Raw genomic sequence first — 13,451 nt, forward strand, 5'->3', positions numbered from 1 at the left:
CGCCAGAAGCCTCACGCGGGGGCAAACTTGCTCACGAACCCGAAAGGATCGCCAGTGCCTCGGCATGCAGCGCTGCGGAGCCGGCGGCAAGCACCGAGCCATCCGCCCCCGGGCGAAGCGGCCTGCCGGACCAGTCGGTGATCACCCCGCCCGCGCCTTCGACAACGGGCACGATCGCCGCCCAGTCCCAGATCTTGTAGGTCGTCTCGGCCACCAGATCGACCGTGCCGAGGGCAAGAAGCCCGTGCGCGTAGCAGTCCCCGCCCCAGGTCACCTGCGCGACGCGGGCAGCGAGCCGCTCCCAGCGCGGGCGCGTCTCTGCGGTGAAGAGGTCGAGCGTCGTGCAGGAGAGCTGCGCATCGGCGAGCGCAACATCCTGCCGCGTGCCGCAGGGGGCGGCGAGGCCAGGCGGCGCGCTGAACCGCGTCGGCCGCCCAGCGAGGCCGACCCAGCGCTCGCCGGTGATCGGCTGGTTGATCACGCCGAGCACGGGCACGCCCTCGTGCAGGAGCGCGATCAGTGTGCCGAAGCTCGGGCGGCCGGTGATGAAGCTCTTCGTGCCGTCGATCGGGTCGAGCACCCACTGGAAGGGGCTCTCCTCCCGCTCCGGGCCGAACTCCTCGCCGAGGATGCCATGCTCGGGAAACCGCTCCGACAGAAGCGCGCGGATGGCCTTCTCCGCGGCACGGTCGGCCGCGGTGACGGGGCTTGCATCGCCCTTGCGGACGATGCCGATGCGTTCGCGGAAGAAGGGGCGGATGACGGCAGCCGCAACGTCGGCCGCCGCTTCGGCGACGCGCGCCGCGGCCTCGAGGTCGTGCCCCACCGCCGCGCTCAGGGCAGCGGCTTCGGCTCGGCCGCGAGCGAGCGGAGATAGGCGATCACGTCGGCGCGCTGGGCGGCCGAGGAGATGCCGTTGAACGCCATGCGGGTGCCCGGCGCATAGGCGCGCGGACCGGCGAGGAACTTGTTCAGTTCCTCATAGTCCCACGGCTTGTCGCGCATGCCGGCAATCGCGGGCGAGTAGTTGAACCCCTCGGCATGGGCGTGCGGCGCGCCGACGATGCCCCAGAGGTTGGGGCCGACGCCGTTGCGGCCGCCCTCGTTGAAGCTGTGGCAGGAGGCGCACTGGCGCTGCGCCAGGGTCTGGCCGTTCTGCGGATTGGCGGCGGCAAGCAGCGGGGCGATCGGCTCGATGGCAGGCGCCGCCGGGGCGGCCGGCGCGCCCGCGGGAGGTTCGGGCGCGGCGATCTGCAGGACGGACTGCTCGAGCCGGTGCGGGTGGACGATCGTGTTGCCGATGATCCCGGTCACCATGAAAAGGATGCCGGCCACCAGGATCGCGGCGACCGCCTTGTTCATCTCCATGCTCATCGCGCCAGCACCACCCTTTTCGTCACGCGCCATGCGCGCCCCCGGCGCCCCGCCCGTGCCGGCGGGGGCTTCCCAGGAGCGCAGCCGTCCATTAGGCCATCGCCCGCGACCTCTCAACCCTTCTCGCCGCCGAAACCGCGCGGCAGGACGTCACGAAGCCCAGGCACCGGATACGTGAACCCCATCGTCCTTATCCCAGCCCGCATGGCGTCCTCCCGCCTGCCGGGCAAGCCGCTCGCGACCATCGCCGGCCGCCCGATGATCGCCCATGTGCTCGACCGCGCCCGCGAGGCCGGCGTCGGCCCGGTTGCCGTCGCCTGCGCCGAGGAGGAGATCGCCGAGGCCGTCCGCGCTGCCGGCGGCGTCGCGGTGATCACCGACGCCGCGTTGCCCTCCGGGTCGGACCGGTGCTTCGCCGCCCTCGCCGCCCTCGACCCGGAGGGACGCCACGACGTGGTGGTGAACCTCCAGGGCGACCTGCCGACGCTCGACCCCTCCGCCATCCGTGCCGTGCTCGGCCCGCTCGAGGACCCGCAGGTGGACATCGCCACGCTGGTGACCGCGATCCACGATGCCTCGGAGGCGATGGCGCCCAACTTCGTCAAGGCAGCCGTGGTGTTCGGCGAGGGGCAGGCTGCCGCGCGGGCGCTCTATTTCTCCCGCCTTCCCGTGCCCTACGGGCCCGGCCCGCTCTGGCACCACATCGGCATCTACGCCTGGCGGCGCTCGGCGCTTGCCCGGTTCGTAACCCTTCCCCCCTCCGGTCTCGAGCAGCGCGAGAAGCTCGAGCAGCTCCGCGCCATGGAGGCGGGGATGACCATCGCCTGCGCGCAGATCGACAGCGCGCCGTTCGGCGTCGACACGCCGGAGGACCTCGCGCGCGCGCGCCAGCTCATCGAAGGAACCGCACGGTGACGGAGAAGATCGCCTTCCAGGGCCTGCCGGGGGCCTATTCCGACCTCGCCTGCCGCAACGCCTACCCCGACCTCGAGACGCTCCCCTGCCCGAGCTTCGAGGACGCGATCGCCGCGGTGCGCGAGGGCCGGGCACGGCTCGCCATGCTGCCCTGCGAGAACAGCCTGGCCGGCCGGGTGCCCGACATCCACCGCCTTCTGCCAGACAGCGGGCTGCACGTGGTGGCAGAGCAGTTCCAGCGCGTCGAGCACTGCCTGCTCGCGCCGAAGGGGGCGACGATCGCGGGGCTGAAGCGCGCGCGGAGCCATGCCGTCGCGCTCGGCCAGGTGCGCAACGTGCTCAGGGAGCTGAACCTCACCCCCATCATCGAGGCAGACACCGCCGGCGCGGCGGCGCATGTGGCCGAGATGGGCGGCACGGAGGACGCCGCCATCGCCTCCTCGCTCGCGGGCGAGATCTACGGGCTCGAGATCCTCCGCCACAACGTCGAGGACGCGGCCCACAACACCACTCGCTTCTATGTCATGGCGCGCGAGGCCGCGCCGCCGCCGCCCGAGACGCCGGGGCTGATGACGACCTTCGTTTTCCGGGTCCGCAACGTCCCCGCCGCCCTCTACAAGGCGCTCGGCGGGTTCGCCACCAACGGCGTGAACATGACCAAGCTCGAGAGCTACATGGTCGGCGGCGCCTTCACCGCAACGCAGTTCCTCTGCGACGTCGAGGGCCACCCCGAGCAGGGGCCGCTGCGCCGCGCGCTCGAGGAACTGCAGTTCTTCTCGCGCGAGGCGCGGATCCTCGGCGTCTACCCGGCGCACCCCTATCGCGACGAGATGGGCGCGGGAGACTGAGCCGGCGCCTCAGCCCAGCCGGGCGTCGTACTCGTCCTTGAGCCTGAGCCAGCCCTCCCAGAACGGCTCTGCCTCGCGGCCCTCGGCGACGGCTCGCAGCACGTCGAGATGCATGTGCCAGCCCGCCGCGACCTTCAGCATCGTCGGGCGATCAGGCAGGCGTCGGTGAACGAGGGTCAGCAGCACCCGAGCCCCGCGCGGCTCTAGGCTGAAGGACACCTCGCCGCTTTCGCCCCAGGCGATGACGAGGTGCCGGGGGGGGTCGACCGCGATGATTCGGCTCGCCATGCTGTGCTCCTCGGGGAACCCCTCCGGCCGCCGGCTTGGCCGGGCACTCAGGTCGTCGTTCCGCCAGGTCAGGGTGAAGGCCGCGCCCTCCCGCAGCTCCATCGTCCCCGCGGCGAGCCACTTGCTGCGCAGCTCCCCATCGGTCAGGTAGCGCCAGACGCGGTCCACCGGCCCAGGCAGAATCCTCTGGATGGTGAGCGTCGCGGGCTCGATCAGCCTGCCATAGGCGTCGATCTCGGCGGTCTCGGTCATCGGTCATCTCCTTTGGATGGGGAGGGGCGGGCGGCGTCCTCGGCGCGGAGCAGCCGGTCGAGCGTGTCGAGGCGGGATGTCCAGAACGCCTCGTAGAGCGAGAGCCATTCATGGGCGGAGGCGAGCGGCCCAGGCTCGAGGCGGCAGAGATGGGTCCGCCCGCGCACCTCGCGGCGGATCAGCCCTGCCTTCTCGAGCGCCTTGATGTGCTTCGACGCGGCGGCGAGCGAGATGGCGAAGGGCCGGGCAAGCTCGCCGACGGTGCGCTCCCCGGCCATGAGCTCACCGAGCATCTGCCGGCGCGTGGCGTCGCCGAGGGCATGGAACACGGCATTGAGCTCGGGCTGGCGTCGTTCAACCATACGGTTGAATATTCCATCGTGCCTTCTGAATGTCAACCAGTTGGTTGAACGATCAGCCGATCAACGTCTGGTAGAGGGCTCGCTCAGTAGCCCGACGGCCTGGGCGGGTCGGGCGTGCCGATCGGCGTGGTCGGCGGCGGCACCGTATCGTCGGGCGAGAAGCTCGTCGGGTTCACCCGCGCGACCCCGCCTGGTGCCTGGGCCAGCGCGCCTTCACGCACGAGGCACCCGATGAAGGCGTTGCGCTCGGCATCGGCGAGCTCGTTCTGCCAGCGGGCATGGGCGTCGCCATAAGTGGGCGGCACCTGCCTTCGACCCAGCGCACGGACTCGCGGGCTATCGAGCGCCTCCGCCCGGCAACGCGACACGCGCGGGTCGTTGGCCGCAACGCCCTCGGGCGGTGCGAGGGTGGACCGCGACGCGCAGGCGCCGAGCGCAAGCAGCCCGACGAGGATGAGCGCACGCCCGGTCATTCCACCCAGTCCTCGATGAGGCGCCGTGCGATGCTGTCGATGCGCGGCAGCCTGAGGCCGAGCGCGTCGATGTTCCGGATCTCATCGCGCGTGAACCAGCGCGCGTCCATCAGCTCCTCGCTGTCGACCGTCAGCGCCGCATCGTCGGCCACGGCGTAGAAGCCGAGCATGATCGAGGAGGGGAACGGCCAGGGCTGGCTCGAATGGTAGGTGACGTCGCGCACGCGCACGCCGGCCTCCTCGAACACCTCGCGCGCGACGGCCTCCTCGAGGCTCTCGCCAGGCTCAACGAAGCCGGCGAGCGTCGAGTACATCTTCACCATCGGGAAGCGGTGGCTGTGCGCGAGCAGGCAGCGCTCCACACCCTCGGCATCGGTGTGCGACACGAGCATGATCACGGCAGGGTCGGTGCGGGGGAAATGCACCGCGCTGCATTTCGGGCAGACCATCGAGTGGCCGCCGCTTCTCGGCGCGCACTGGCTGCCGCAGACGCCGCAGAACAGGTTCCGCGTACGCCAGTGCATCAGCCCGCGCGCATGCGCGAGCACCGACGCTTCAGAGGCATCGAGCTGCCCAGCCACCTGCCGCAGATCGGTGAACTCGACGCGTCCGAGCTCGGCAAAAAGGGGGGCGGGGTCATCCTCGTCCGACAGGTCGAGCGCGAACACAGCCCGACCGTTCCAGACGCCGAGGAAGGCATGCGGCCGCTGCTCGATGCCGACCGCGGCGGCGGCAAGCGTGGTGAGCAGCACGGCTTCCGGCGTGCCGGTCTCGACGCTGCGCAGAAGCGACTTCGCCCGCCAGACGGGGACGTAGAGCGTCTCCCCATCCGCAAGGGCAGCAGCAAGGAACGCGGCATCGTCGCGCCGGTTCGAGGCACGGTCGAGCGGGCTGCCGGTGTAGCTGTTCGGACGACTGGCGCGGCGCATGGGTTTCGCGCGGCAAGGTGCCACGCCGATCCGGCCCCGTCCATGCACCGCCATACAGGTCCTGCGCCGGCCGGGGGTGGCCGCGCGGGGCGGCATCGTGCTAGAGGAAATGTGGGAGGTTGGTGGCGGACGGGCTCCTCGCCAACCGGTCAGGTCCGGAAGGAAGCAGCCGTAACGGGTTCTTGCCCGGGTCGTTCGCCAGCCTCCCACCTCCCCGCATGAAGGACGACCACGGGACGGGCGACAGGGGGCTGACCGGCGCGATGGCTGGGCTGTTCGGAGACACGCCGGAGGACGACGCGCCGCCCCCCGCCGAGGGCCCGGGCCTGTTCGGCGCCGCCGCGGAGGCCGCGCCCGCCACTACGACGAGCGCCTCGCCCGCCGCCTATCGCGTTCTTGCCCGCAAGTACCGGCCGCAGGATTTCGAGGCGCTGATCGGCCAGGAAGCGATGGTGAGAACGCTCACCAACGCCTTCGCGCAGGGCCGCATCGCGCACGCCTTCATGCTGACCGGCGTGCGTGGCGTCGGCAAGACGACGACCGCTCGCATCATCGCCCGCGCGCTGAACTGCCTCGGCGTCGACGGCACGAACGACCGCCCGACCATCACGCCCTGCGGCGTGTGCGCCAATTGCCGCGCCATCGCCGAGGACCGCCACACCGACGTGATGGAAATGGATGCCGCCTCGCGCACCGGCGTCGACGACATCCGCGAGATCATCGAGGGGGTGCGCTTCCGGCCGCTGTCTGCGCGGCAGAAGGTCTACATCATCGACGAAGTGCACATGCTCTCGCGCAACGCCTTCAACGCGCTGTTGAAGACGCTCGAGGAGCCTCCCGCGCACGTCACCTTCATCTTCGCGACGACAGAGATCCGCAAGGTTCCCGTCACCGTCCTCTCGCGCTGCCAGCGCTTCGACCTGCGGCGGATCGCTGCCGACCGGCTCGCCTCGCATTTCGGCGCGATCGCGGAGAAGGAGGGCGCGCGCATCGAGGAGGGCGCGCTGCGTCTGATCGCCCGCGCGGCGGACGGTTCGGTGCGCGACGGGCTCTCGCTGCTCGACCAGGCGATCGTGCTTGCGGGCGAGGACACCGTCACCGAGGCCGCCGTGCGCGACATGCTCGGGCTCGCCGACCGTGAGGCCGTGTTCGACCTGTTCGAGGCCGCCATGGCGGGGCGCGTGGCGGATGCGCTCGCGCTTCTCGCAGAAGGCAACGCCGTCGGCGCCGATCCGGGCGTGGTGATCGCAGACCTGCTCGGCATCACCCACACGGTCACGCGGCTGAAGCTCGCACCCGCGCTCGCAGAACGCGCAGCCCTGTCGGAGGCAGAGCGCACGCGCGGCACGGCGCTCGCCGCCGCCCTCTCGCTGCCGCAGCTCGGGCGCGCGTGGCAGATGCTCCTGAAGGGCGGGGCGGAGGTGAACGAGGCGCCTGACCGGCTTGCCGCGGCAGAGATGGTCCTGATCCGCCTCGCCCATGTCGCCGACCTGCCGACGCCGGGCGACATCATCCGCAAGCTGACCAATGGCGAGGGCATCGCCGCGGCAACGCCTGCCCCGCGGGGGAACCCGGGCGGCGGCGGCTTGCGCGCGATCGCCGGCGGAGGGCGCGCCGTGGCGGCGGCGAGCGTACCCATCAGCGCGGAGCCCGCGCCCGGTATCGCCATCACAGGGCTGGCCGACATCGCAGCGCTCGCAGTCGCGCGGCGCGAGGCGACGCTTGCCGCCAACATCGCGAGCCGGGTCCACCTCGTGCGCATCGAGGACGGGCTTCTCGAGATCCGCCCCGATGCCGACGCGCCGCGCGACCTCAGCTCGAAGATCGCAGCGCTGCTCAGCGAGGCGACCGGCCGCCGCTGGACCGTCGCGATCTCGACCGAGGCCGGCGCGCCGACGCTCGCCGAGCTCGAGCATGCGGAGGCCCTGCAGCTCCGCGCCTCGGTCGAGCAGGATCCGCTGGTGCGCGCGATCCTGGAGGCCTTTCCCGGCGCGGTGATCGAGGCGATCCGCGAGGCCGCACCGCCGCCCGACACGATCGACCCTGCGATGGATGAGGACGAGGACGAATGAAGAACCTGGCCAACATGATGAAGCAGGCGCAGGAAATGCAGTCGCGCATGCAGGAGATGCAGGAGCGCCTCGGCCAGGCGGAGGTCTCCGGCCAGTCGGGTGCCGGCATGGTGCAGGTGACGATGACCGGCAAGGGCGAGGTGCGCCGGCTGAAGATCGACAAGGCTCTGGTCGACCCAGCAGAGGTCGAGGTGCTCGAGGATCTCGTCGTCGCCGCGATCGCCGATGCGAAGGCGAAGGCCGAGGCGATGATGTCTGAGGAGATGGGCAAGCTCACGGGCGGGCTGAACCTCCCCGCAGGACTGAAGCTCCCCTTCTGACCCCATGATGGGCCCCGAGCTCGAGCGGCTGGTGATGCTGCTCGCGAAGCTGCCGGGCTTCGGGCCACGCAGCGCGCGGCGGGCCGCGCTTTCGCTCCTGCAGAAGCGCGAGGTGCTGATGCGCCCGCTCGCCGATGCCCTGCTCGCGGCGGCCGAGGCGATACGCCCGTGCTCGGTCTGCGGCAATCTCGACACGACAGACCCGTGCGGCCTCTGTGCCGATGCGCGGCGCGACCGAGCGACGATCTGCGTCGTCGAGACGGTGGGCGATCTGTGGGCGCTCGAGCGCGCGCATGCACACAAGGGGCTGTACCACGTGCTCGGCGGCACGCTGTCCGCCCTCGCGGGGCAGAGGCCCGAGGACCTCTCGGTCGAGCCGCTTCTCCGCCGCGCCGCCTCGGGCGAGGTGCGCGAGGTGATCCTCGCCACCTCTGCCACCGTCGATGGCCAGACCACGGCGCACTACCTCGCCGGCCGGCTTCGCGACACGGGCGTGGCCGTCACGCGGCTCGCGCATGGCGTGCCGGTGGGCGGCGAGCTCGGCTATCTCGACGACGGAACCCTCACCGCAGCACTCGCCTCGCGCCGGCCTGCGTGAGCGCGCTGCTCAGCCGATCGGAGCGTCGCGCCGCGGCGCCGGTAGGGCCTCGCCCTGCTCCTTCGGGACGATCGTGATCGTGCCGTCTGTCTCCAGGATTGCGTAGCGCACGCCCTCCAGCGACAGGATGGCCCGGCTTGCGCGGGCTGCCTGAAGTACATCGTCCTCGCTCAGCCGCGCCTTGTGAATCCTGTCGGCAAGCACACGCCCGTTCTCGACCAGGATCGTCGGAACACCGTCCAGCACCTTCTCGGCCAGCTTCCAGCGCCGCTTCACGAGCGACAGCACGACATCGACCAGAAGTAGGGTGACGATCACTATCAGCGCGTTGGTGAGGGAGGGATCGCCTCCGAGAAGCGCGTCCTGCGCCGCCTCGCCGATCAGCAGCAGCAGGACGAGGTCGAATGGCGTCGCCTGGGCGAGGCTGCGCCGCCCCGTCACCCGGAACAGGCCGAAGATCACGAGGTACATCACGATGGCGGAGGCGACGGCGTGCATCGTCGTTTCTCAGGGAAGCACGAGGATGCGGAGGCCGCGAGGCGGCAGCCCCGCGACGTCGAGCGTTGCGCGGTGCAGCCCAGCACTTCGCATGCTCGCGCGGATCGCGATCGTCCCGCCCGCCGGCAGTGCGATGCGGAGCGTGTCCTCCGCCAGCGATTCGACCACTGTCCCGGGCTGGTCGGCCAGGTTCAGCCTGGCGACGGCCGGCCCGGCGAAGGTTGCGAGGACCGGCACGGCGCCTCCGTTGCGCACCAACACGCGGCTCTCGCGCCCGGTACGCTGGATACGCTCATACGCCATCGAAACGTCGCCGACGCGTATGGCTGCCTCGGCGAGCCTTCCGTCGCCGAACATCCCGACCACCGATGCGGCGACGATCGCGGCCATGCAGGCCCAGCCCAGGCGCTGGATGCGCCAGAAGGTCCGCTGCAGGCCAATGTCGTCTTCTACCGGTTCTGCCACAGCCTGGGTGATCCTTGTCCGGATCAGGAACAACGGCCGGGAGAAGGCAGAGTTGCGGGGCGTCAGCCGGGCAGGAGGATGCCCACCGCAGCGCCCGTCATGCAGCAGGCGAGCATGCCGCCGACAAGCGCCGCCGGGCCGAGCGCGGCGATCTCGCCCCGTCGTTCCGGCACCAGCGTGCTCATGCCGCCGACGATGATGCCCATCGAGCCCGGATTGGCGAAGCCGCACAGTGCCCAGGCGAGGATGATGCGCGAGCGCTCCGACATCGCCGCCCCCGATGTGCCGAAGTCGAGATAGGCGACGAACTCGTTGATCACGACCTTCAGCCCGAGAAGACGCGACGCCTCGGCGACATCCGGTGTGGCGATGCCCATCAGCACCGCGATCGGCCACATCGCCCAGGCGGCGAGCTGCTGCAGAGTCACGCCGGCAAGCGGCAGGAGCGCCATGTTGGCGAGCGCGACGAGGGCAATGAACACGATGAGCGCTGCGATGACCCCGAGCATGATGGCGAGCCCATCGGCCGTGCCGCGCACGATCGCCTCCATCGCGCCGACATAGAGCTTCGGCGGCGCCTGCTCCTCGACCGCCGCCTGGCCAGGGTCGGGCGGAAGCATGAGCCGCGCGACGAGTACCGCGGCCGGAGCGCTGACCAGGCTTGCCGCGAGAAGCTGCCCCGCCGCATCGGGCAGGACGTCGCGCAGGAACAGCGCGTAGACGGCGAGCGTGTTGCCCGAGATCGTCGCAAGCCCCGCGACCATGACGACGAAGAGATCGGCCCGCGGCAGCGACGCGAGATAGGGGCGCACCAGCAGCGGCGCCTCGACCATGCCGACGAACACGTTCGCCGCCGTGGCGAATCCCGCCGCGCCGCCGAGGCCGAGGCCCCGCGACAGCAGGGCCGCCATGCCGCGCACGGCGAGCGGCAGGATGCCTAGATGGTAGAGCAGCGCCGAGAGCGCGCCGACGACGAGGATGAGCGGTAGGGCACGGAAGGCGAGGATGAACGAGGCGCCTGGCGCGGTCTCCGCGAAGGGAAGCGGCCCGCCGCCCAGATAGCCGAAGACGAGCGCGGTGCCTTCCGTCGTCGCCCGCGCGAGCGCATCAACCGCGTGCCCGACCGCGCCGAGCGCGGCGCGGAGGGGCGGCAGGTGAAGCATCAGGGCAGCCAGAACGATCTGGGCGGCGAGGCCGATCAGGATCAGCCGCCACGGAATCGCGGCCGGCCCACGGGCGCGTCCCCAGGCCCAGGCCAACGCGGCGAGCGCCGCGAGCCCGACGCCCGAGACGAGTTGCCCCGTCACATAGCCCGTCACGGGGCCTTCGGAAGCGCGGGAGGGGGGTCGTCGAACTCGACCGCGACGATCTGCTGCGCGCGCCGCGATACGGCGCCGGCCGAGATCTCGATCTGGTCGATGTCCTTCTGCGCCTGCTCGAAATGCCTGCGCAGGTTGCTCACCCGCTCGGCCAAGCGTCCGACATCAGCGGCGAGCTTCGTGACCTCGACCTGGATCGTGCGCGCCTCCTTGCGCATCCGCACGTCGCGCATCACCGCCTGCATCGTGTTCAGGATCGCCATCATCGTCGTCGGCGAGACGATCCACACGCGGGCCTTGAAGGCGGCGTCGATCACGTCCTCGAACTCGGCATGCAGCGTCGCGTAGATCGCCTCGGAGGGGACGAACAGAAGCGCGCTGTCGGCGGTCTCGTTCGCAATGATGTATTTCGAGCCGACATCCTTGACGTGCTTGCCGACATCGCTTCGGAACTGCCGCGCCGCGACCGCACGCTCGGCCTCGTTCGCCGCATCGCGAAGCCGGCGGAACGCCTCGAGCGGGAACTTGCTGTCCACGGCGATCGGCCCAGGCGGATCGGCGAGCCGCAGAAGGCAGTCGACGCGCGTGGTGTTCGAGAGAACGCACTGGAACTCGTAGTCGGACGGCGCGAGCACGTCGCGCACCAGGGCCTCGAGCTGGGCCTCGCCGAACGCGCCGCGCGCCTGCTTGTTGCCCAGGAGGTTGGACAGCCCCGTCACCTGCTCCGACAGAGCGGTGATGGTGGCCTGCGCAGCATCGATCACGGCGAGCCTCTCGCCAACCTTGGCGAGGCTTTCGAGCGTGGCCTCCGAGGCGGAGGAAAGACGCGCGTTGATCCGCTCGTTCAGCGTATCGACGGCGGAGGAAAGGGCGAGTTGTTGCGCCGCGAGCCGGTCTGCCAGCGCGGTCTCCTGCGCGGTGATCGCCATCGCCTGGGCCTGCTGGTCACGCCCGAGCTGGTCGAGCCGGCCGCCGAGCATCGCCTGCTGGTCACGCAGCGCCGAGAAGGCGGCAAGCATCTCCGGCGGCACGGCCGGGCGGCGGACAAGCGCGATCAGCAGCACCGCCACGAGGAGGCCGAGCGCAAGCGGCGCCCAGTCCTGCCAGCGGGACAGGATCTCCTCGATCGGGCTCAATGGCGGAAATGCCGCATGCTGGTGAAGACCATGGCAAGCCCCCGCTCGTCCGCCGCGGTGATCACTTCGGCGTCGCGCATCGACCCGCCTGGCTGGATCACTGCCGTGGCACCCGCCTCGGCGGCGCTGATCAGCCCGTCTGCAAAGGGGAAGAAAGCATCGGAGGCGACGACCGATCCCTTCGCCAGAGGCTCCGCGAGCCCGGCCGCCTTCGCTGCCTCGGCGCTCTTCCAGGCAGCGATGCGGGCACTGTCCACGCGGCTCATCTGCCCCGCGCCGATGCCGACGGTCGCGCGGTTCTTCGCGTACACGATGGCGTTGGACTTGACGTGCTTGGCGACGCGGAAGGCGAAGACGAGATCGGCGAGCTCGGCCTCTGTCGGCGCACGCTTCGTGACCACGCGGAGCGACGCGGCATCGACGCGGCCGGCGTCGCGCGTCTGCGCGAGGAAGCCGCCGGAGACCGAACGATAGGCAAGGCCTGGCTGAGCGGGATCGGGAAGCGCGCCGGCGAGCAGCAGGCGGAGGTTCTTCTTCCGCGCGAACACCGCCCGCGCCGCCGCCGTCGCATCCGGAGCGATCACCACCTCGGTGAAGATCGCAGCGATCTTCTCGGCCGCCGCCTCGTCGAGCGCACGATTGGCCGCGACGATTCCGCCGAAGGCAGAGACGGGGTCGCAGCGCAGCGCGGCATCCCAGGCTTCGGCCAGCGTGCCGGCAACCGCGACGCCGCACGGGTTGGCGTGCTTGACGATGACGATCGCGGGCGCGTCGAACTCGGAGACGCATTCGTAGGCCGCATCCGTGTCGGCGATGTTGTTGTAGGAAAGCTCCTTGCCTTGCACCTGCTCGGCGGTGGCCACCCCGGCTCGGCCATCGGTTCGGTAGAACGCAGCGGCCTGATGGGGATTCTCGCCGTAGCGGAGCGTCTGCACGAGCGAGCCTGCGAAGGCGACGCGCGGCGGGAACGCCACCTCGTTCGCGGAGGAAAACCAGCGCGCGATCGCGGCATCGTAGGCGGCCGTGCGCGCATAGGCTTCCGCGGCGAGGCGGCGGCGCAGGGCGAGCGTGGTGCCGCCATGCTGCATCAGCGCCTGCCGCACCTCTGCGAGATGCGCGGGTGCGGTGAGCACGGCGACGAAATCGTGGTTTTTCGCCGCGGCGCGGATCAACGCCGGGCCGCCGATGTCGATGTTCTCGACGCAGTCGTCGAAGCCGCGGCCCTCTGCCACCGTCGCCTCGAACGGGTAGAGGTTCACCGCGAGAAGATCGATCGGGCCGATGCCGTGGGCAGAGAGCGCAGCCATGTGATGCGGGTCGTCGCGCCGCGCGAGCAGGCCACCATGCACCTGCGGCACGAGCGTCTTGACCCGCCCGTCGAGGATCTCTGGAAAGCCCGACAGCTCCGCCACGTCGCGCACGGCAAGCCCCGCCTCGCGCAGCGCCCGCGCCGTGCCGCCCGTCGAGACGAGCTCGACGCCGAGCCCTGCGAGGAAGGTCGCGAAAGGCACGATACCCGTCTTGTCGGAGACGGAGATCAGCGCGCGGCGGACGGGGAGGGGAGCATCTGTCATGGGGAACCGTTCCGGAATCGTTCGTCGT

The 13,451-nt window shown here is 70.8% G+C and carries 16 protein-coding genes and 1 other RNA gene; 6 read left to right on the top strand and 11 right to left on the bottom strand.

The genetic code is table 11. From position 1 onward, the window contains the following. Window positions 1-31: 31 nt before the first annotated feature. Both hisN and FIF60_RS05420 read right to left on the bottom strand, forming a co-directional pair. Entirely contained in the window at window positions 32-826 is a 795-nt protein-coding gene (hisN, locus tag FIF60_RS05415) for a histidinol-phosphatase (RefSeq protein WP_144184643.1), read from the bottom strand. A gap of 8 nt (window positions 827-834) precedes the next feature. Continuing rightward, window positions 835-1,407: a c-type cytochrome gene (locus FIF60_RS05420; protein ID WP_239451501.1), complete on the bottom strand. Its 573-nt coding sequence runs from the start codon at window positions 1,405-1,407 to the stop codon at window positions 835-837. 141 nt (window positions 1,408-1,548) lie between these two features. Here FIF60_RS05420 and FIF60_RS05425 point away from each other — a divergent pair, with 141 nt between their 5' ends. Next, window positions 1,549-2,289, top strand: a complete 741-nt coding sequence (locus FIF60_RS05425) for a 3-deoxy-manno-octulosonate cytidylyltransferase (RefSeq protein WP_144184645.1) — start codon at window positions 1,549-1,551, stop codon at window positions 2,287-2,289. Then, window positions 2,286-3,137: a prephenate dehydratase gene (locus tag FIF60_RS05430; RefSeq protein WP_144184647.1), complete on the top strand. Its 852-nt coding sequence runs from the start codon at window positions 2,286-2,288 to the stop codon at window positions 3,135-3,137. The genes FIF60_RS05425 and FIF60_RS05430 overlap by 4 nt, the downstream gene beginning before the upstream one ends. A gap of 9 nt (window positions 3,138-3,146) precedes the next feature. Here the strand turns inward: FIF60_RS05430 and FIF60_RS05435 are convergent, their stop codons facing one another. From FIF60_RS05435 to nudC, 4 genes are all read right to left on the bottom strand, one after another. Next, entirely contained in the window at window positions 3,147-3,677 is a 531-nt protein-coding gene (locus FIF60_RS05435) for an SRPBCC family protein (RefSeq protein ID WP_144184649.1), read from the bottom strand. Continuing rightward, a complete protein-coding gene (locus tag FIF60_RS05440) occupies window positions 3,674-4,039 on the bottom strand; it encodes an ArsR/SmtB family transcription factor (RefSeq protein ID WP_144184651.1) in 366 nt (121 codons plus the stop codon). Before FIF60_RS05440 ends, FIF60_RS05435 begins: the two co-directional genes overlap by 4 nt. An 83-nt stretch (window positions 4,040-4,122) precedes the next feature. Then, complete coding sequence (locus tag FIF60_RS05445) at window positions 4,123-4,512, bottom strand: hypothetical protein (RefSeq protein ID WP_144184653.1); 390 nt, start codon at window positions 4,510-4,512, stop codon at window positions 4,123-4,125. Further along, complete coding sequence (gene nudC, locus FIF60_RS05450; RefSeq protein ID WP_144184655.1) at window positions 4,509-5,441, bottom strand: NAD(+) diphosphatase; 933 nt, start codon at window positions 5,439-5,441, stop codon at window positions 4,509-4,511. Before nudC ends, FIF60_RS05445 begins: the two co-directional genes overlap by 4 nt. A gap of 117 nt (window positions 5,442-5,558) precedes the next feature. On the opposite strand from nudC, the gene ffs reads away from it, so the two are divergent. The 4 genes from ffs to recR all read left to right on the top strand — a co-directional run bounded on the left by ffs (window position 5,559) and on the right by recR (window position 8,431). Then, window positions 5,559-5,648, top strand: an RNA gene (gene ffs / locus FIF60_RS05455) — signal recognition particle sRNA small type. Window positions 5,649-5,659: 11 nt separating this feature from the next. Continuing rightward, the gene (locus tag FIF60_RS05460) at window positions 5,660-7,513 is read left to right on the top strand and encodes a DNA polymerase III subunit gamma/tau (RefSeq protein WP_239451502.1); all 1,854 of its coding nucleotides are present in this window, start codon (window positions 5,660-5,662) and stop codon (window positions 7,511-7,513) included. Beyond that, a complete protein-coding gene (locus tag FIF60_RS05465; RefSeq protein WP_144184657.1) occupies window positions 7,510-7,833 on the top strand; it encodes a YbaB/EbfC family nucleoid-associated protein in 324 nt (107 codons plus the stop codon). Before FIF60_RS05460 ends, FIF60_RS05465 begins: the two co-directional genes overlap by 4 nt. Before the next feature lie 4 nt (window positions 7,834-7,837). Then, window positions 7,838-8,431, top strand: a complete 594-nt coding sequence (recR, locus tag FIF60_RS05470) for a recombination mediator RecR (protein ID WP_144184659.1) — start codon at window positions 7,838-7,840, stop codon at window positions 8,429-8,431. A 9-nt stretch (window positions 8,432-8,440) separates the two neighbouring features. Here recR and FIF60_RS05475 read toward each other — a convergent pair whose 3' ends face one another. The 5 genes from FIF60_RS05475 to purH form a co-directional block, all read right to left on the bottom strand. Further along, window positions 8,441-8,929 (bottom strand): DUF421 domain-containing protein, encoded by a 489-nt coding sequence (locus FIF60_RS05475; RefSeq protein ID WP_144184661.1) that lies wholly within the window; start codon window positions 8,927-8,929, stop codon window positions 8,441-8,443. Window positions 8,930-8,938: 9 nt separating this feature from the next. Then, window positions 8,939-9,394: a hypothetical protein gene (locus FIF60_RS05480; RefSeq protein WP_144184663.1), complete on the bottom strand. Its 456-nt coding sequence runs from the start codon at window positions 9,392-9,394 to the stop codon at window positions 8,939-8,941. A 62-nt stretch (window positions 9,395-9,456) separates the two neighbouring features. Continuing rightward, window positions 9,457-10,713 (bottom strand): NupC/NupG family nucleoside CNT transporter, encoded by a 1,257-nt coding sequence (locus FIF60_RS05485; RefSeq protein WP_239451503.1) that lies wholly within the window; start codon window positions 10,711-10,713, stop codon window positions 9,457-9,459. After that, a complete protein-coding gene (locus FIF60_RS05490; protein WP_239451504.1) occupies window positions 10,710-11,849 on the bottom strand; it encodes a DNA recombination protein RmuC in 1,140 nt (379 codons plus the stop codon). Before FIF60_RS05490 ends, FIF60_RS05485 begins: the two co-directional genes overlap by 4 nt. After that, window positions 11,846-13,423 carry a bifunctional phosphoribosylaminoimidazolecarboxamide formyltransferase/IMP cyclohydrolase gene (purH, locus tag FIF60_RS05495; RefSeq protein WP_144184665.1) on the bottom strand — a complete coding sequence of 526 codons (1,578 nt, stop codon included), beginning with the start codon at window positions 13,421-13,423 and terminating at the stop codon, window positions 11,846-11,848. Before purH ends, FIF60_RS05490 begins: the two co-directional genes overlap by 4 nt. Between the last annotated feature and the right edge of the window lie 28 nt (window positions 13,424-13,451).

The sequence above is a fragment of the Elioraea rosea genome, assembly GCF_007644105.1.
GTDB classification, from domain to species: Bacteria; Pseudomonadota; Alphaproteobacteria; order Acetobacterales; family Acetobacteraceae; genus Elioraea_A; species Elioraea_A rosea.

Bases quoted from the DNA above. Each gene is read 5' to 3' on its own strand.
- FIF60_RS05440 (WP_144184651.1), bottom strand. From the start codon at position 4,039: ATGGTTGAACGACGCCAGCCCGAGCTCAATGCCGTGTTCCATGCCCTC.
- FIF60_RS05420 (WP_239451501.1), bottom strand. From the start codon at position 1,407: ATGGCGCGTGACGAAAAGGGTGGTGCTGGCGCGATGAGCATGGAGATG.
- FIF60_RS05460 (WP_239451502.1), top strand. From the start codon at position 5,660: ATGAAGGACGACCACGGGACGGGCGACAGGGGGCTGACCGGCGCGATG.
- FIF60_RS05475 (WP_144184661.1), bottom strand. From the start codon at position 8,929: ATGCACGCCGTCGCCTCCGCCATCGTGATGTACCTCGTGATCTTCGGC.
- purH (WP_144184665.1), bottom strand. From the start codon at position 13,423: ATGACAGATGCTCCCCTCCCCGTCCGCCGCGCGCTGATCTCCGTCTCC.
- FIF60_RS05445 (WP_144184653.1), bottom strand. From the start codon at position 4,512: ATGACCGGGCGTGCGCTCATCCTCGTCGGGCTGCTTGCGCTCGGCGCC.
- recR (WP_144184659.1), top strand. From the start codon at position 7,838: ATGATGGGCCCCGAGCTCGAGCGGCTGGTGATGCTGCTCGCGAAGCTG.
- FIF60_RS05465 (WP_144184657.1), top strand. From the start codon at position 7,510: ATGAAGAACCTGGCCAACATGATGAAGCAGGCGCAGGAAATGCAGTCG.
- FIF60_RS05435 (WP_144184649.1), bottom strand. From the start codon at position 3,677: ATGACCGAGACCGCCGAGATCGACGCCTATGGCAGGCTGATCGAGCCC.
- nudC (WP_144184655.1), bottom strand. From the start codon at position 5,441: ATGCGCCGCGCCAGTCGTCCGAACAGCTACACCGGCAGCCCGCTCGAC.